We start from the raw sequence: 17,889 nt of genomic DNA, 5'->3' as shown, positions 1-17,889 counted from the left end.
TTACCTTCGTAAAATAAGCAAAGAGCACATAAGACATTTAAGTCTTATGTGCTCTTTATTACGTGGATGCCTAAAACTAAAAAATGCAACATGCCACTTGCCACGTGGGTGGCACCAGCTCTAAAGCATATCAAATACTTCTTTTAGTGTTTTTGATTCTTCAATGGAACTTATTAGTTTGGCTGAAGACTTGTTGTCTCCTATTAGAATTCCACCGGTTAGGATGTTTTCAGTGAAGAATAATTTTTTATATATTTTGTTTTCATCATCCTTTATACTAATAGCAATAGATCCTGCTTTGGATATCTCACCTACGGATAATAGTTCTAGTCCCATAGCATTGAAGGAGATAGCACTTAGAGAGATGGCTAAGTCTTTACTTTCGCCTACCGCATTCATTCCTGCCGCTTTACCCATTTCTACAGAAGCTGGCCAATTACCATATACTCTACCCCCGAATTCTGCAATGTCTCCACAGGCATATATATCTTTAACATTGGTTTCCATTTTATCGTTTATTAGTATGCCTCTGTTAGTGATTATATTAGTTTTATGGGCTATATTTTTATTTGGTACAATACCTGTTGAAAATAGCACGAGATCTGCCTCTAGCGTTCTTCCACTTTTTAGCTTAACAGAGGAAACTGATTTTTCACCTACTATAGAGGTCACAGAATCGGAAAGTATAACTTCGATATTTTGGTTTTCAACTGCAGTCTTAAGGATAAGGCTACTTTCACTATCTAATTGCTTATTAAGTAGGAAACTACTGACTTCCACTACACAAACGTCTAGACCAGTCTTGCTTATTTCGTAGGCTGCTTCAAGACCTAGGAGTCCGCCACCTACAATTACTACGTTCTTTGCAGTTTTCATATTTTTTCTAATGGCTTCTAAATCTTTTAAATTTCTTAAAGTGAAGACTCCTGGTTTTTCTACTCCTTGTATAGGAATTATGAAGTTTTGACTTCCATTTGCTAAAATTAGTTTATCATAACTCATAGAGCTACCATCTTTAAGTAATACTTTTTTTTCTTCAGGCTTTAGGCTTTGAACCTGAACTCCTAAGGTAAGGCTAATGTTATTATCCACATACCACTGTTTCGGAGATAGATAAAAAGTATCTTCTTTAAGGTCTTCACTTATACCATCAGAGATGGAAGGTCTATAATAGGTTAAGTATGGTTCATCAGAGATTATTTCTATAACACATTGTTTATTTCTTTTTCTTATGGCATCCGCAGCATAATATCCAGCAGCACCGTTACCGATGATTAGGAATTTTTCATTTTTATCAGAACTAAAGGTTACTACATCTTGTGATACTTGAATAAATTGGTCAGCACTGGCTCCACAAGCAGGGCATGTTTCAGGTGGGTTAGGGCCATCAAATTCTTCTCCACAAACTACGCATTTCCATCTTTTTTCTGTAGCAGGTTTGATTGGGCAACTTTTTATTTTAATTTTTTCAGCTATTTTTTCTGCAAAACTTTCTCCGAATTTGTAGGCAAAGTTTAAATCTCCTTCTGTGGGGTTAAAATTATATTTCATGGAAGGATATAAATGTAGCTTAATTTGTTTTAATCTAGCCTCTATATTTGGAACGGCTTCTCCACTCCAACCATAAGAGCCAAATGCAGAAGCTACTTTACCACCATGAACTAGAGGATTTAAATTTATTAGAATATCCCATATTGGTTTTAGAGCATCTCCATTCATAGTAGGAGAACCGAAAATTATTCCTTGAGATTTATCTATACTATCTAGAATATCATTCATATCACTATGTATAACATCATACATGTTAACTTTGAAGTTACAGTAGGTGTTTATGCCCTGTTGTATTTTTTTAGCAACAGCCTCAGTATAGCCGTAAGCTGATACGTAGCATAAGGTAATTTGCGGCTCCTGCGAAGCTTCCATTGGAAGGCTCCACTCTTTGTACTGGCTTACTATATTCCAAGGGTCTTCTCTTAAAATGGGGCCATGTCCTGGGCATATAATATCTATTGGAAGGTCTTTGATTTTGTCTATAGCTTTTAACACATATGGTTTAAAGGGGGACATAATACCATCAAAGTAGTATTTTAAGGCTTCTCTATAATTATCCTGGTTTTGGTTTAAATCATTATACATTTCAGGATTGCAGTAATGACTTCCAAAGGAATCACAGGTGATAAGAACCTTGTCTTCCACAATATAGGTAAATATTGAATCTGGCCAGTGAAGAAAAGGAGCTGAAATAAAGGATAGGGTTTTATTTCCAAGATTTATAGTATCGCCATCTTTAACAGTTATGTATTCAAAATCTCTATTTGCAATACCCTTAAGAAATTTAATGGCTGCTGCTGAACCCACTACTTTTGCATTTTTAGAAATTTCTAAAAGTTTAGCAACTGAACCTGCGTGGTCTGGCTCTGTATGGCTGACTACAATATAATCAAGGGTTTCTATATTAATGTCTAAAGATTTTAGTCTTTCAATATATTCATCAAAAAATTTTACTTTTACTGTCTCGAATACAGCTGTCTTTTCGCTACCTTTAACTACAAAAGAGTTATAAGTAGAACCAAAAGGGGTATACATAACTATATCAAAAATTCTAAGGTTTGGGTCTAATGCACCTACCCAGTAAATATCTTTTTTTACTTCTAATGCCTTCATTGTCAACACTCCTTTAATTACTATTGGAAAATAATAGTTATTATTCAACATTATAATATAGGCGTATTTATAAAGCAATAATAAATTACTCTGTAAATACAATTTCGTTGTACAGTGAACGTTTTTATGCTATAGTTTTTACTGTATTGTTTAACAAAATATTTGCGGAATTATAAAAACTAGGAGGAGTACAAATGAGAGATTTTGTTATTATGACAGATTCTTGCTGCGATTTGCCAAAGGAATATATTTATGGAAATAATATACCCTTTGCTATGTTACCATTTAGTTATAATGGTAAAGAGTACTTAGATGATTTTGGACAAAGTTTAAGTCAAAAACAGTTTTTTGATGACCTTAGGGAAGGCGCATTGCCTAATACCTCTCAAGCAAATTCTGAAAGCTTCTATAATATGTTTAAACCTGCGGCTAAGCGTGGTCAGGATATAATTTATGTTGGAGTTTCTTCAGGTCTTAGCGGAACGTATAATAGCGCTAACATTGGAAAGACCGCTATATTGGAAGAGTTTCCAAGTGCTATAATATATATTATCGATGTGTTAACAGCATCACTTGGACAAGGTCTTATGGTTAGAAAAGCTGTGGAAATGAAAAAGGACGGATGCACTGCAGAGGAAATTGTGTGCGAAATAGAAAAAAACATACAAAATTTAAATACTTATATTACTGTGCAAGACTTGAATTTCTTAAAAAGAGGCGGAAGAATATCTAATATGGCGGCTACCTTAGGGCTAGTACTACATATAAAGCCTATACTTACACTTAACCATGAGGGACGCGTAATGCCAGTGTTTAAGGTTCGTGGGCGTAAAAAATCTATAACAAAGCTTGCAGAAATATTGAAGGAAAAGATTAAAAATCCTGAAACTCAAACCATAGCTATCTGTCATGCAGATTGTTATGAGGAAGCTGTAAGGCTTAAAGAGGAGATTTTGGAAAAGGTTAGTGTTAAAGAAGTACTTATTCATTATATTGGACCAGTTGTAGGAAGATTTAGTGGACCAGGGGCACTAGCAGTGTTTTTTATTGGTGAGAGTAGACAACACCATATAATTGATATTTAGAAATGTGAATATATAGTTAAATATTAATTTATTTATAATATCTACTTGAAAGTATGGAAGCATAATACTTATAATAGTAGAGTAAATAATAAATTAAGCATCAAAAAAATAGACTAGTATATAACTAGTCATTTTTTTTGAAGGTACATTAAGAAAAAATTATAAATGAGGAGAGTTTTTATGGAGTGGTTACAAGTGTTTTTACTATCTGCAGTGCCTCTTATTGAGCAGAAAGGTGCTATACCTCTTGGAATAAATGTTTATAATATTAATCCAATAGCGGTATTTTTAATAAGTTTTTTGGGAAGTTTGCTTCCGGTTCCTTTTGTATTGATATGTTTCAATAAAATATTTGAATGGTTAGGCAAATATAAGGCCTTTAGTGGCTTTTACAATTTAATTGATAAGAAGATAAATAAGAATAAATCTAAATTTCAAAAATTTGAAGAAATAGCGCTTATAACATTTATTGCAATACCTCTTCCAACTACAGGAGTTTGGACAGGGACTGCAATAGCAGCTTTTTTAAAGTTGGATTTTAAAAGATCTGTTATGTGTGCAGTTGTAGGATCTTTTTTATGTGGACTTATTATTACTGGGCTTGCTGTAGCTTTCCCAGCGTTCTTGAATATGCTTTAATTAAAAATCTCTTACCTAACGGTGAGAGATTTTTTTTATAAGTGATCTACACAAAGGGGTATGAAATTCCTCCTACGTGCCTTGCAATACGAACTTGAAGCTGGAAATTTGATTAAGAAATTCTAATGTTTTGCAAATATAAAATTCTCTGACTCTCACACTCGCCGTCCTGGCTCGGGTTCGCTAGCCTGACTTCCTGTCAGGCTCACGAGAATTTTATATTCGCAAAACAAGAATTTCTAAATCAAATTTCAAAAGCTTCTTCGCCTCGTATTGCAAGTCACTTCGGAGAAATTTCATACCTAGTATATAGTTGCTATAAGAATCTTCTGGGTATTCCTTAGGGGGTCAATAACACTATGTAAATCATCATAGAGCTTACATATATAATTTCAATAAAAAGTTAAGAGATTTAAATCGAAAAACAAGCATGTATTTCTATGTTAAATATTTGAAATTTATATATATATTTTATATAATTGAATAATTAGATAATTATAATCTATTATGATATTAATGGGAGGGATATGTATGGGTAAAAAAAGACCTTTAGGTATAACATTAATTGGGTATTTTTATATTTTTGGTGCAATTGTATTAATAATAACGTTATTTACAAATGCTACAGAAAAATATGGAATTGCAGTTAGAGTTGGATTGCCAAATGTTCCAGAGAGGTTAATGAAGGTATTAGTTTCAATAATTTTTTTAATAATAGCTTATGGGTATTTGAAACTTAAAAAGTGGGGTTGGTGGCTTATGATAGCCTACACTATATACCTTTTAGTAGTAAGTATTATTTTGTCAAATCAATATAAGCAACAACTTTTTTATGGAAATGCCCAGTGGTCAATAATAGTATTAATATATACTTTATATAAAAGAAGCTATTTTAATAAGTCTCAAATAACAACAAATCATATTTAAAAGAATTACTATATATGGTATATTTACATTAAAGAATTTGTAAGTCACTATATGTAAATATATAAATTAATGGGGGGGGTTAAAAATGGATACTAAGAAATTTGAGGAATTTAGAGGCAAAATCAAGGGGAATGTGGGTAAAGTTATAGTTGGAAAAGGGGACAATATCGATAAAATTATAGTAGCGTTTATATGTTCTGGACATGTTCTTATTGAGGATGTTCCCGGACTTGGTAAAACAAAGCTTGCGAAGAGTCTTTCAAGGTCTATGAATTGCATGTTTAAGAGGATACAGTTTACACCGGATTTATTGCCTTCAGATTTAACTGGAATATATTATTATAATCAAAAGAACCAGGACTTTGAGTTTAGAAAAGGTCCGCTACTCAGTCAGATAGTTTTGGCAGATGAAATTAATAGAGCTACACCTAGAACACAGTCAGCGCTTTTAGAGTGTATGGAAGAGAGACAAATTACTGTGGAGGGTAATACTATAAAACTCGAAAAACCCTTTTTCGTAATTGCTACTCAAAATCCAGTGGAACAGTTTGGAACCTTTCCATTACCAGAAGCACAATTAGATAGATTTTTTATGAAGCTTTCATTGGGATATCCAGATATTAACGAAGAGAAGACTATGATGAATAGATTTATGACAGTAGATCCACTCAATGACCTTGAGGCAGTGGTTAGTATGGAAGAAATAGAGTACGTTCAAAATAATTATACTATGGTACATGTTAGTGAAGAAATAAAAGATTACATAATAGCAATAGTGAGCGCTACAAGAAGTCATAGGGAAGTGGAGCTTGGATGTAGTCCAAGAGCTACATTAAATATGATGAAGGGAAGCCAAGCACTAGCTGCGATAAGAGGGAGAGACTATGTAATTCCGGAGGATATAAAGGAACTCGCAATCCCGATCTTAAGCCATAGGTTGATGCTTAAGAATGATCTTGGCCTTGGGAATAAAAGTAGAACAATTATAGAGGATATAATAAGTACTATTCAAGCTCCACTCGAAAAGTTATAGGGGGCGCACTATGTTTATACAATTTGCTTTGATTCTGGCAATAATAACTACTATTTTTTTTATAGGGGAGTTTACAAGGAAAAAAGGCTTTGATAACCTTAAAATCAGTAGAAATATTGATAAAGATAGAATGGTACCAGGTGAGGAATTCACACTAACTACAACTATTGAAAATAATAAATGGCTACCTATATCATTTCTAATGCTAAGTGAAAAAATGCCTGCAGTTATAGAATTTGTATCAGACAGTAATAAATCTAAAGAAGGGGCTGACTTATGGCATTTAAGTAAATACACCATAAGCTGGTATGAGAGAAAAAAAAGGATTTGTAAATTGAAGTGTAACACCCGTGGGGCCTATATTTTAAGAGACATTAACGTTACAGTGGGAGATTTATTTGGGTTATCAGCAGAAACTATGCCCGTAGAGGATTTCTTAGAGTTTTTGGTTTATCCTAAACTTATTAATATGAATAATGTTCAGTTTGCAAATACGAATCTGCAAGGGAATAATTACGTTAAAAGATGGATTCATCAAGACCCATTATATATTAAAGGCATAAGGGAATATAACGTAGAGGATAGAATGAAGGATATTCATTGGAAATCTAGTTTGAAAATGGATAGGCTTATGGTGAAGGAATATGATTTTACTTCAGATAGAGAGCTTACAATTATTTTCAATGGTCAATGTGGTGAACCTTATTGGGGCAGCATTCAACCAGTGCTTATAGAAAATGGAATTACAGTGGCAGCATCACTGGCAGCTATTGCCATCAAAGAAGGGGTTCCAACAGGGATGTGGACTAATTGTCAATTAATAGGGATTCAAACTAAAGTAGCTAGTGAGGTTTATCCAGACATTAATGCGCTTAATAAAATAATGGAACTTAGTGCTAGGATTAGTTATAGCATTACTATTAGATTTAGCGAGTATCTAAGAAGTAAAATAAAAGAATTTAATCCAAATTCTACTTATGTAATCATTACCCCTTATTTAGATGAGGAGAGCGTTGGTATTTTATCTAAACTAAAAAGACGTGGTATTTTAATTAAAGTTATTGATGTTTCTTTAAAAGCTACTGTTCCACACATTGCAGGTATTGAAAAGATGGATTATAAAGGGGGGGTATAGGGATGAGCTGGTATAGAAAAGTCAAGAGTATGTATAGTATAAGCCTTGTCACTATTTCTTTTATAATTTGGTCAACTTTAAGTAACTGGCTATTTAAAACAGCCTTGGACTATAAACTGTTTTTGATTTGTTTATGTATTGTTTTTTTTACACAGTATCTTAACAGTGTGAAGTTGAAAAAGAGTCTTTTTATAGTAGTGCTTTTGGGAGTTAGTATATTAGCTTCTTTTATATTTTTTAAAAGTAAAACCATATTAATAAATACAATTTTTTTGCTTTTTATGAGTTTAATAACTTATTCATTGGAAGATAGCCCTGTAGATCATTCGCAATATAAAGAAGATATAGGAAAGTCTATGGTAGTTTTAGTATTCATTTGGCTCCTTTCCTTCACCTTAGAAATTGACTTTGTAAATGAAATGTACAGGTTTCATGTTATCTATATAATCATGATTGTTATTCTTATGCGAGAAGCGCGAAGCTATGTGTATGATGTTAAAAGCAATACATCTATAGTTACAAATATAATTATAGGCATATCAGTACTTACACTATCTTTAGATTTTGCTAACAAAATTATTGCGAAGGTATTAGATATGCTTATTAAGCTAGCGAATTTTATTTTGTTTCTAATTGTAGCCCTCTTAACTACAGTTTTTGGTGCACCAATAAGTTGGATTGCTGAAAAAATAAAGCAACTTCTCATGAAAAGTGAAAATAATTTCATATTAAAAGGTAGCACAGCAGAGGAGAGTTTAAAGAATCAACCCGATATGACTAAATATCAAAATATTGAACTACCACCAGTGCTTATTTTAGTTTTTAAAATTATTATTTTAATAGTTATTTTATATGGAATATATAAATTTTTATCTAGATTGACAAATAAAACAAAAATATATGATGGATTTATAGAAGAAAAAGAAAGAATTGTTAACAGAAAGAATAAAAAACATTGGGTTAAGAACTTGATTTCTAAGATTTTTCAAGGTGGTGGAAGTAATAGAGATAAGATTCTTTATACATACAAAGGCTTTGAGAAAATAACTGAAGAAGCAGATATTTATAAGCCTTACATGACCGCAACGCAGCTAAAGAATGTAACTAAAATTAATGTGGACAATTCTGATAGTTTAGATGAGATGACACTGGTATATAACGAAGCTAAGTTTTCATTGCATCCTATGACCGAGGAAAATGTGGCGAGTGTTAAAAAGGGACATAGTAATATTAAAAAGCAACTATAAGGTCAAAGCACAGGAAAACAAATAACAAGTCAGTAGGTTAGTATACTTGACTTGTTATTTATTTTTCTGTGATTTAGTATAGTTTGAATTAAATTAGCCACACTAAATATGGTTGACTTAGAATTCACAAATAATTTATTATAGTGGGAGTGATAGGTTTATGAGTGATATGGATTACAATAATAAAAGTTATTTAAATAAGGCTTATAAAAACTTTTCAGAGCTGGTGTATATTGTGTCTACTAAAGAACTTCAATATTTCATTACAAAAGGCGAATTTACTAGTTATTTCAACTATAGGATGAAGAAAATGTTATCAGAAATTAATGTCCAGAAGAATGGGCTTTTAGATGCTTGTATTTTTTTTAATACGGAGGGTGAAATTACTCTAATAGATGTCGAAATAGTTGGGAAGTTTATCCAAGAAAATTATGGATTAAAAATGTTAGAGTATTACAAAAATACTTCTTTAAATAAAATTATTAGAGAGGTAGTTAATGGTAGTGAGAAAGCAAAAGGGGATTTTATTTTAATATCATATTCTATATTGTACAATACGTTAAGGGAGTTATATAAAACTATTAGTTGCAAAAAAGATAATACAATTGTGTATAAAAATCGTTATGAATTAGAGGATTATTACAAAGATGATTGCACTATGGTTATTGCAGTATTATTAATATTGGAAGATTTATGTAAATACATTGGCGTTGATAGGAATAAAATGGTAAAAGAAATAAAGGGAAAATTTACAAATAACATAATTTGATTAAAAAACAAAGAAAGTAGTTGGAAAGATTAATGATTAATATGCTAAATATTTACATAATAATTATAATTTTCATTATATTGTGGGGCAAATAAGAAACAATCGCAGATTTTCAAAATATATTCAAGTTAAAATCAAAAAACTTTTATATATATTAATTATAATTTCGACAAAATAAGCTAGCGTATATACAAGTAGATGTCCGTTAACACTTTGTTAATAAAAACATTATGGGCGTGGAAGGTTGAAGATGTCAGTTTTAAGAGATAATACATTTAAGACCATTTCATAAAATGACAGATTTTTCTGAAAAGTAATGTTACTATGTTTTAAATAAGATAAAACAAGGGGGACGAACATGGTAGTTTTAGAAAATTTATCTAAAAAAGTGACAGAGGAAGATGTAAAGCATAATTATTTTTATAGATTAGTGAAAAGTCAAATTTCTGTTTCAATGGATAATGAACCTACTTCAATACAAGCTTATGGTATTGAGATTGAAAGACAAGACATCATTGATGATACAGTGGTATTTATTGAGAGAGATTGTGTAGAAAACATAAGTCCTCAAAGACATAAAGTTAAAAATCTTTTGAAAATGCTATATGAAAATACAGTATCACCTATCCACATGATTGAAGTATTGGGTGATTATATTGATGAGTATATTAGCGATTTTGATGAGATGTTAAAAAATATTGGCACTTGCTAATTTTTAATTAGACTAACATAGTGAGGAGGATTCTCCTCTTTTGGAGGAAATCTCTTCTTTATATGAGGAGACTTATCCTCCTTTTGTTATATAAAAAATAATATAGCTTGAAATACAAATATATAAAATAAAATATCTTATGAATAATACTATAAATAATCATAATTTTATTATATTATTGTAATAATATTAATAGTAAAAATAATAGAATGATAAAAATCGGGAGTGATAGTTTTGATTATTGGAGTAGGTACTGATATTGTTGAAATACGACGAATAAAAAATGCTATGGTCGCAAACAACAGGTTTTTAGAAAAAATTTTCACAACAACTGAATTAGAATATCTTGAAAGTAGAAATTTGAGGCCGGAATATGTGGCTGGAAGATTTGCAGCTAAAGAAGCAGTAGCGAAAGCTTTAGGTACAGGATTTAGGGGATTTGATTTTAAAGATATTGAAATTGACAGGACAACCCTTGGAAAACCAATAGTAATTTTAAAAGGAAAGGCAAAGTTAATAGCTAAAAAAGAGGGACAATACAATATTCACCTTAGTATATCTCATGGTGAAGATTGTGCCATAGCTTATGCTATATTGGAAGTAGAAAAAAAAATTGAAGAGGTGTATGAATAGCTGCAGATAATGATTTTTTTATCCTTAGTTATTTTTGTAATAGTATCAAACCATGAGTAATAATAATAGTAGTAGAGTGATTTGTTATGGTAAAAAATAGGAGGTAATCCTATCTGCTCTAGAGAAATGCTAGGAGGATAACAATGAAAAAAAAATTACTATTATTTTTAATTCTTTTACTTGCTTTTAGTTCCATACTATTAATTTCATGTAATAAAAAACCTAAGAATTCTAATGATATTGTAAGCTTTTTAAAAAACATGGAAAGTTATACTACAGAAATGAACATGGATATAAAGAATGATAAGCAGACTATTAACTATAAGGCAAGGCAATCATATTTGAGAGGAGGTGGATATAAACTAGAGCTAAACAAAGACAGGGTGTTTATCTATAAGACCGATGATAATATTTATATTAGTGATAAAAACAATGGAACAAAGTATGTGCAAAGTAAGGATTTCGATGAGGTTCTTAAACTGTGTTTTATTGGAGAGTACATAGGATTATTGTATACTAATGAGGAAATAAAATATTCAATTGAAAAGATTAATGATATCGAATACTCAGTAATTAATTTATTTATACCTGGTAACAATAAAAATATTAACAATGCATTGCTGTATGTTAATTATAAAAGCATGATACCAGAAAAATTAGTTATCTATGATATAAAAGGGATAGAAAAGATTAACATAACATATTCAAATTTTCTTCCAAACGTAAAAATTGAACCATTTTAGTTTTGATGACCTAGTGCGAGTAAAAGCATAAGCAAATGAGTGAAATTTCAATAACGGATGAGGTGAAGGTCATGTTTAGACATTTAAGGCCTGTATGGGCAGAGGTTGATTTAGATAAATTAGCTTATAATATGCGAGAAATTCGCAGGGTAGCTAGAAGCGCAAGTATTATAGCTGTTGTAAAGGCAGATGCCTATGGACATGGAGCTATAGATGTAGCTCCGGTGCTCTTACAAAATGGAGCTAATAGATTAGCGGTAGCAGTAATAAGTGAAGCAGTGGAGCTTAGGCGCTCAGGGATAGAATGCCCAATTATGATTTTAGGGTTTACACCACCAAATTTAATAGATAATCTATTGAAATATAACATTGAACAAGCCGTATACTCTTATGAATTTGCAAAAGAATTATCAAAAATGGCTAAAAACAAAAATAAAATAGCTAGAATTCATATAGTAGTGGATACTGGTATGGGTAGGTTAGGCTATCTGCCAAATGATGACAGTGTGGAAGAAGTATACAATATTAGCAAACTACCTAATATAATTGTAGAAGGAATGTTTTGTCACTTTTCCAGCGCGGATGAAAAAGACAAGGCTTATACCTATAGTCAAGTGAATAAATACAATTATTTTTATGAAAAGTTAAAAGAGAAAAAGGTGAACATATATATGAGACATATGGCCAATAGTGCTGCTATTATAGATTTGCCAGAAACGCATTATGAGGCAGTACGTCCAGGAATAATATTATATGGCTATTATCCATCAGAGGAAGTAAACAAGGAAAATATAAATCTAAAACCTGTAATGACCTTAAAAACAAATGTGGTACACATAAAAACAATGCCACCTGGAGAATACGTAAGTTATGGAAGAAAGTTTAAAACAGAAAGAGAAAGTATTATAGCTACACTTCCAGTTGGCTATGCGGATGGATATACAAGGCTACTATATCAAAAGGGAAAGGTTATCATAAAGGGCAGCTTTGCTCCGGTAATAGGTAGGATTTGCATGGATCAATGTATGATTGATGTTACTGATATTCCTGGAGTTAAAATTGGTGATGAGGTTATACTAATGGGTGAGGATGAGAAAAATAAATTTACAGCTGATACAATTGCGGAACTAATAGGAACTATAAACTATGAAATAGTTTGTATGGTTGGTAAAAGAGTTCCACGAGTATACATTAAAGATAATAAGGTTGTAAAAATAAGAAATTACGTGTAATATTAAACTATTATATGTATAATAAACCATTTATGTGTATAATTCCTGATGAAGAAGGTTGAAAACACTCATAATTTCTTTGACAGACTGACATAGGTTGAATTATAATATACTTTATACATATTGCTCTAAAGTAAATAGGAGGTATTAAAATTTCTATGTCAACTTCAAAGAAACTAGTAGTAAACCTCTCAGAAACACTTTATATTGAATTTAATAAGGCACTTTTGAAAGATTCTAAAAAAAGAAGTGAATTTTTTAGGGAAGCTATAATACTATATATTGAGGAAAAGAAAAGACTTAGTTATATAGATGAAATGAAACGTGGTTATTTAGAAATGGCTGAATTAAATTTAGAAATAGCTGACATGGGTTTTGAAATTGATATTAAAGATTTTAAAGATTACGAAGTTAAGCTTTCGGAGAGTGATTTGTCTAATGACAACAATAGTGAAAAGAGGAGATATATTTTATGCTGATTTGAGTCCGGTTGTAGGCTCAGAGCAAGGTGGGGTTAGACCAGTAATTATAATTCAAAACGATATTGGTAATAAGTACAGTCCCACTATTATTATTGCAGCTATTACGTCTCAAATAAACAAGGCAAAACTCCCTACTCATGTTGAAATTTCTTCAGAAGAGTATGGGTTAAATAAAGATTCAGTAGTTTTGCTAGAACAAATAAGAACACTAGATAAAAAGAGATTAAAAGAAAAAATTGGTCATATGACTGATAGCGATATGAAAAAAGTAGATACTGCACTTTTAATTAGTGTAGGTTTATAAAGTAGATAAGGGCATATATTGCCCTTATTTTATTTTATGAATTAGTAGTCCGAAGTAGTTTAGTAAAGCTATAGATTTTTTAATTATCCTATAGGAATTTAATTATTTTTGTGGAATTTCTAATAAATATGTTGTTATAGTATATAATATTGTTATAATAATTGTGGAAGATAAATAGGAATACAGGAAGATAACTATTAATAAGGTTATTTACCCCAAAGCAATATTAGGAGGAATACATATGGAAAAAACAGTAGAAAGATTAAAAGCAATTGCTAAAGAAGTTCGAAAAAATATAATAGCTATGATTACAGAGTCACGTTCTGGTCACCCAGGTGGATCATTATCTTGCGTGGAAATTATAACTACCTTATATTTTAATGAGATGAATATAAGTGTAGAAAAGAAAAATGATCCAGATAGAGATAGATTTGTACTATCAAAGGGGCATGCTGCACCTGCATTGTATAGTGTGCTTGCTGAAAAGGGATTTTTTGATAAGGATGAGCTAATTGGGCTAAGAAAATTAGGATCAAGGCTTCAAGGACATCCTAATATGAATACAGTACCCGGAGTAGATATGTCTACGGGTTCACTCGGACAAGGTATTTCAGCAGCAGTAGGTATGGCCCTGGCTGGAAAACTTGATAAAAAAGAATATAGAGTATATTCATTACTTGGAGATGGAGAGCTTGCAGAGGGTCAAGTATGGGAAGCTACTATGGCAGCTGCACATTATAAGCTTGATAACCTAACGGTTTTTGTAGACCATAATGGACTTCAAATAGATGGCAAAGTTTCTGAGGTTATGGGTTCTGATCCAGTAGATGCTAAATTTGCAGCTTTCGGATGGAATACTATTTCTGTGGATGGGCATGATTTCGCCTCAATTAAAAATGCTATAGAAGAAGCTAAAAAAACAAAAGGAAAACCAACAGTTATAATCTGTGAAACTATAAAGGGAAAAGGCGTGTCCTTCATGGAAAATGAAGCTAGTTGGCATGGTACGGCTCCAAGCAAAGAACAATGCCAAATGGCAATAGACGAAATTGGGGGTGTTGTATAATGGGTAAAATTGCAACAAGAGAAGCTTATGGCAAGGCCTTAGCTAAATTAGGACTTGAAAACGAAAATATAGTAGTTTTAGATGCAGATTTATCTAAATCCACTAAAACTGCAGATTTTAAAAAAGTTGCTCCTGAAAGATTTATTAATATGGGTATTGCTGAAGGGAATATGATGTCCGTTGCGGCAGGACTTGCTACTTGTGGAAAAATTCCTTTTGCAAGCACTTTTGCTATATTTGCAGCAGGAAGAGCTTTTGAACAAATAAGAAACTCTATTTGTTATCCTAAATTAAATGTTAAAATTTGCGCAACACATGCAGGCTTAACTGTAGGAGAAGATGGAGCATCTCATCAAGCTATAGAAGATATAGCACTAATGAGAAGTATTCCCAATATGGTAGTTATAAGCCCAAGTGATAATATTGAAACGCAAGCTGCCATAGAAGCTATTACAAAATACAATGGACCATGTTATGTAAGACTTGGAAGAATGGGCGTTGAGACAATAAATGATAACCCTGATTACAAATTTGAACTAGGAAAAGCTGTAACACTTAGAGAAGGCCGCGACGCAACTATAATAGCTACAGGTATTATGGTAGACGCTGCACTAGAAGCTTATAATATTTTAGCTGAGGAAGGAATAAAGGTTAAAGTGTTAAATATACATACTATTAAACCAATAGATGAAGAAGCAATTATTACTGCAGCTAGAAAGACTGGATTAATTGTTACTGCAGAAGAACATAGCATTATAGGCGGACTTGGCTCTGCAGTAGCGGAGGTTGTTTGTTCAAATCATCCAGTACCCGTTATGAGAGTGGGAATTAAAGATACCTTTGGTGAAAGTGGTAAACCAGAGGAACTTTTAAAAGCTTATGGATTAACTGCAGATGAAATAGTTAAAGCTGTTAAAAAAGGTCTCAATTTAAAATAATTTTTAAGACCCTTATGTATTTATACATGAGGGTTTTAACTATTTTACTCCATAATGTTTTTTGTGATGCTTTATGATATAATACATCAAGAATAACTATGGGGAGAGGAACAAACATGAAAGAAATTTTAAAGGATTTATTACATTGTTTTATATTATCGTTAAAGATATTTTTAGTTCCTATAATTTTGGGAGCCTTAATTGGCGTAATAAGTGGGCTTGTGGGTGGTGACTTAAAGCTTCAAGGAGTACTCGCTTCAGTAAACAGAACAGCTATTAGAATATCTTGTTTTGGTCTTGCTATTTCAGGTATAGGCTTTGTAAAAAGAGAAATGTTAGAACCACTAAATTATGAGGAAAAATGGATGGAGTACTTTGAAAAATTCAATTTAGTTGGTGTAATATTTTTTATTTCCCTATTTATGTTAGCTTATTCAACAATAATAGACCTAGTTTTATTTCAAATTTATTAATCAATAATAATTCCTCATAAATTTAATTTTATAGGAAACTATAATAATAATATTATTTATGAATTTTTGAAGAAGTAAATTAGCGTATTATGAGTAATATTCACGAAAATTTTATAATAAAATTTATTATAGGCCTAGTCCTTATGATATAATGTTGTTATGGATTTTACTGAAATGAATTACAGAAACGTGGTAAGGAGAATGAATAATGATAGAATTTAAGAAAGTAACTAAGATTTATGACAATAATGTAATAGCTTTATCCAATGTTGATATTACTATTGAAAAAGGGGAATTTGTATTCCTTGTAGGGCCTAGTGGAGCAGGAAAATCTACTTTTATTAAAATACTTTTAAAAGAGGTAGAGCCAACTACAGGTAGTGTAATTTTAGACAAAACTGATATAACGAAATTAAAAAGAAACCAGATACCTTATTTTAGAAGGAAAATTGGAGTGGTTTTCCAAGACTTTAGATTAATTGATAATTTAAATATTTACGAAAATGTAGCATTTGCACTTAGAGTTACAGAATGTTCACCAAGAGACATTAAGAAAAGAGTACCTTTGGTTTTAGATCTAGTTGGATTATCTAAAAAACATATGGCTTATCCTCATGAGATTTCAGGTGGAGAGCAACAAAGAGTTTCTCTTGCTAGAGCTATAGTAAACAATCCTACATTGCTAATAGCAGATGAGCCAACAGGAAATTTAGATCCTGAAACAGCAATAGGTATCATGGATATTTTAAATGATATTAATAAGGCTGGTACTACAATAGTTATGGCAACACATGCAAAGAATATAGTAGACTCGATGAAGAAGAGAGTAATAGCGATAGAAAAAGGTGTTCTAGCTAGAGATGAGCAAAGGGGAAGATACGGTTATGAAGATTAGTACAGTTAAATATTATTTTGTAGATGCACTAAGAAGTTTAAAAAGAAATAGAACTGTTAGTATGGCGTCAATCGCTACTGTGGCAGCTACTCTATTTATTTTAGGCGTATTCTTACTAATTGTTTTTAATGTTAATGCAGGAGTTCAAGAACTAGGTTCTAAGTTGCAGGTGAAAATTTATCTTAAAGATGATTTAACAATAGGTGATAAATCAGCTATCGAAAAAGCTCTTAACAATGTGCAGGGCGTTTCAGAGATTAAATTTGAAGATAAAGGTGATGCACTAGAAAAAGTGAAGGAACAATTTGGAGAAGATAGTAAATCCTTAGTACAAGGTTTTGAAAAAAAGAATCCATTCCCAAATGCGTATGTTGTAAGTGTAGAAAAACCTGAAATAGTAAATAATGTAGTTAAGGCTGCTGAAGGATTAAAGGGTATAGAGAAGATTAAGGATGTTAGGGAAATTGTTGACAAAATTATAAAAATAACAAATACATTAAAGATAGTAGGCCTAGCCTTATTTGTAATTTTAATAAGTGTATCACTGTTCTTAATAGGAAACACAATTAAGCTTACATTGTACTCTAGAAAAAAAGAAATAGGTATTATGAAATTTGTTGGAGCTACTGATTGGTTTATAAGATGGCCATTTATTATTGAAGGCATGATGCTTGGTATATCGGGAGCACTTATTTCTACAGGTATACTATATTATGCTTATAGAATGGTTTTCCTGAAGTATACTAATGTATTATTAGGAGTTAATCTAATAAATCCTCATTTTATATTAAGCACGACTTTATGGCAATTTATGTTAGGAGGACTAATTATTGGGGCAATGGGCAGTATTATGTCTATTAGAAAGTTCTTAATTGTGTAAATACAATATATTTATTTTCTTGTAAGTGTTAT

The 17,889-nt window shown here is 31.4% G+C and carries 19 protein-coding genes; 18 read left to right on the top strand and 1 reads right to left on the bottom strand.

Annotation, left to right across the window (positions count from 1 at the left end):
• Positions 1 to 120: 120 nt before the first annotated feature.
• Positions 121 to 2,664: an FAD-dependent oxidoreductase gene (locus KPL50_RS03260; protein WP_216297012.1), complete on the bottom strand. Its 2,544-nt coding sequence runs from the start codon at positions 2,662 to 2,664 to the stop codon at positions 121 to 123.
• 194 nt (positions 2,665 to 2,858) lie between these two features.
• On the opposite strand from KPL50_RS03260, the gene KPL50_RS03255 reads away from it, so the two are divergent.
• The 18 genes from KPL50_RS03255 to ftsX all read left to right on the top strand — a co-directional run bounded on the left by KPL50_RS03255 (position 2,859) and on the right by ftsX (position 17,857).
• Positions 2,859 to 3,749, top strand: coding sequence for a DegV family protein (locus KPL50_RS03255; RefSeq protein WP_216297011.1), 891 nt, complete (start codon positions 2,859 to 2,861; stop codon positions 3,747 to 3,749).
• A 180-nt stretch (positions 3,750 to 3,929) separates the two neighbouring features.
• The gene (locus KPL50_RS03250) at positions 3,930 to 4,388 is read left to right on the top strand and encodes a small multi-drug export protein (RefSeq protein WP_216297010.1); all 459 of its coding nucleotides are present in this window, start codon (positions 3,930 to 3,932) and stop codon (positions 4,386 to 4,388) included.
• A gap of 531 nt (positions 4,389 to 4,919) precedes the next feature.
• Positions 4,920 to 5,315 carry a hypothetical protein gene (locus KPL50_RS03245; RefSeq protein WP_216297009.1) on the top strand — a complete coding sequence of 132 codons (396 nt, stop codon included), beginning with the start codon at positions 4,920 to 4,922 and terminating at the stop codon, positions 5,313 to 5,315.
• 85 nt (positions 5,316 to 5,400) lie between these two features.
• A complete protein-coding gene (locus tag KPL50_RS03240; protein WP_216297008.1) occupies positions 5,401 to 6,348 on the top strand; it encodes a MoxR family ATPase in 948 nt (315 codons plus the stop codon).
• A 10-nt stretch (positions 6,349 to 6,358) separates the two neighbouring features.
• The gene (locus tag KPL50_RS03235) at positions 6,359 to 7,483 is read left to right on the top strand and encodes a DUF58 domain-containing protein (protein ID WP_216297007.1); all 1,125 of its coding nucleotides are present in this window, start codon (positions 6,359 to 6,361) and stop codon (positions 7,481 to 7,483) included.
• Positions 7,484 to 7,485: 2 nt separating this feature from the next.
• Positions 7,486 to 8,730 carry a hypothetical protein gene (locus KPL50_RS03230; protein ID WP_216297006.1) on the top strand — a complete coding sequence of 415 codons (1,245 nt, stop codon included), beginning with the start codon at positions 7,486 to 7,488 and terminating at the stop codon, positions 8,728 to 8,730.
• Between the two features lie 160 nt (positions 8,731 to 8,890).
• Positions 8,891 to 9,499, top strand: coding sequence for a hypothetical protein (locus KPL50_RS03225; protein WP_216297005.1), 609 nt, complete (start codon positions 8,891 to 8,893; stop codon positions 9,497 to 9,499).
• Between the two features lie 358 nt (positions 9,500 to 9,857).
• Entirely contained in the window at positions 9,858 to 10,211 is a 354-nt protein-coding gene (locus KPL50_RS03220) for a DUF6514 family protein (RefSeq protein ID WP_216297004.1), read from the top strand.
• Positions 10,212 to 10,445: 234 nt separating this feature from the next.
• Positions 10,446 to 10,844 carry a holo-ACP synthase gene (gene acpS / locus KPL50_RS03215; RefSeq protein ID WP_216297003.1) on the top strand — a complete coding sequence of 133 codons (399 nt, stop codon included), beginning with the start codon at positions 10,446 to 10,448 and terminating at the stop codon, positions 10,842 to 10,844.
• 143 nt (positions 10,845 to 10,987) lie between these two features.
• Complete coding sequence (locus tag KPL50_RS03210) at positions 10,988 to 11,587, top strand: germination lipoprotein GerS-related protein (protein ID WP_216297002.1); 600 nt, start codon at positions 10,988 to 10,990, stop codon at positions 11,585 to 11,587.
• 71 nt (positions 11,588 to 11,658) lie between these two features.
• Positions 11,659 to 12,819, top strand: coding sequence for an alanine racemase (gene alr / locus KPL50_RS03205; RefSeq protein ID WP_216297001.1), 1,161 nt, complete (start codon positions 11,659 to 11,661; stop codon positions 12,817 to 12,819).
• A gap of 158 nt (positions 12,820 to 12,977) precedes the next feature.
• Positions 12,978 to 13,298, top strand: coding sequence for a CopG family transcriptional regulator (locus KPL50_RS03200; protein WP_216297000.1), 321 nt, complete (start codon positions 12,978 to 12,980; stop codon positions 13,296 to 13,298).
• Positions 13,258 to 13,605, top strand: a complete 348-nt coding sequence (locus KPL50_RS03195; protein WP_164959548.1) for a type II toxin-antitoxin system PemK/MazF family toxin — start codon at positions 13,258 to 13,260, stop codon at positions 13,603 to 13,605. The genes KPL50_RS03200 and KPL50_RS03195 overlap by 41 nt, the downstream gene beginning before the upstream one ends.
• A gap of 241 nt (positions 13,606 to 13,846) precedes the next feature.
• On the top strand, positions 13,847 to 14,671 hold the full coding sequence (locus tag KPL50_RS03190) for a transketolase (protein ID WP_216296999.1): 825 nt from the start codon (positions 13,847 to 13,849) through the stop codon (positions 14,669 to 14,671).
• On the top strand, positions 14,671 to 15,609 hold the full coding sequence (locus tag KPL50_RS03185) for a transketolase family protein (protein ID WP_216296998.1): 939 nt from the start codon (positions 14,671 to 14,673) through the stop codon (positions 15,607 to 15,609). The genes KPL50_RS03190 and KPL50_RS03185 overlap by 1 nt, the downstream gene beginning before the upstream one ends.
• Positions 15,610 to 15,725: 116 nt before the next feature.
• The gene (locus KPL50_RS03180; RefSeq protein ID WP_216296997.1) at positions 15,726 to 16,082 is read left to right on the top strand and encodes a hypothetical protein; all 357 of its coding nucleotides are present in this window, start codon (positions 15,726 to 15,728) and stop codon (positions 16,080 to 16,082) included.
• A gap of 208 nt (positions 16,083 to 16,290) precedes the next feature.
• Entirely contained in the window at positions 16,291 to 16,977 is a 687-nt protein-coding gene (gene ftsE, locus KPL50_RS03175) for a cell division ATP-binding protein FtsE (RefSeq protein WP_216296996.1), read from the top strand.
• Positions 16,967 to 17,857 (top strand): permease-like cell division protein FtsX, encoded by an 891-nt coding sequence (ftsX, locus tag KPL50_RS03170; RefSeq protein ID WP_216296995.1) that lies wholly within the window; start codon positions 16,967 to 16,969, stop codon positions 17,855 to 17,857. Before ftsE ends, ftsX begins: the two co-directional genes overlap by 11 nt.
• The last annotated feature ends 32 nt before the right edge of the window (positions 17,858 to 17,889 follow it).

This window comes from Clostridium sp. CF012 (assembly GCF_018861755.1).
Classification (GTDB): domain Bacteria; phylum Bacillota; class Clostridia; order Clostridiales; family Clostridiaceae; genus Clostridium_AD.
The sequence above is the reverse complement of the archived record's forward strand: the minus strand, read 5'-3'. Positions and strand labels throughout refer to the sequence as shown.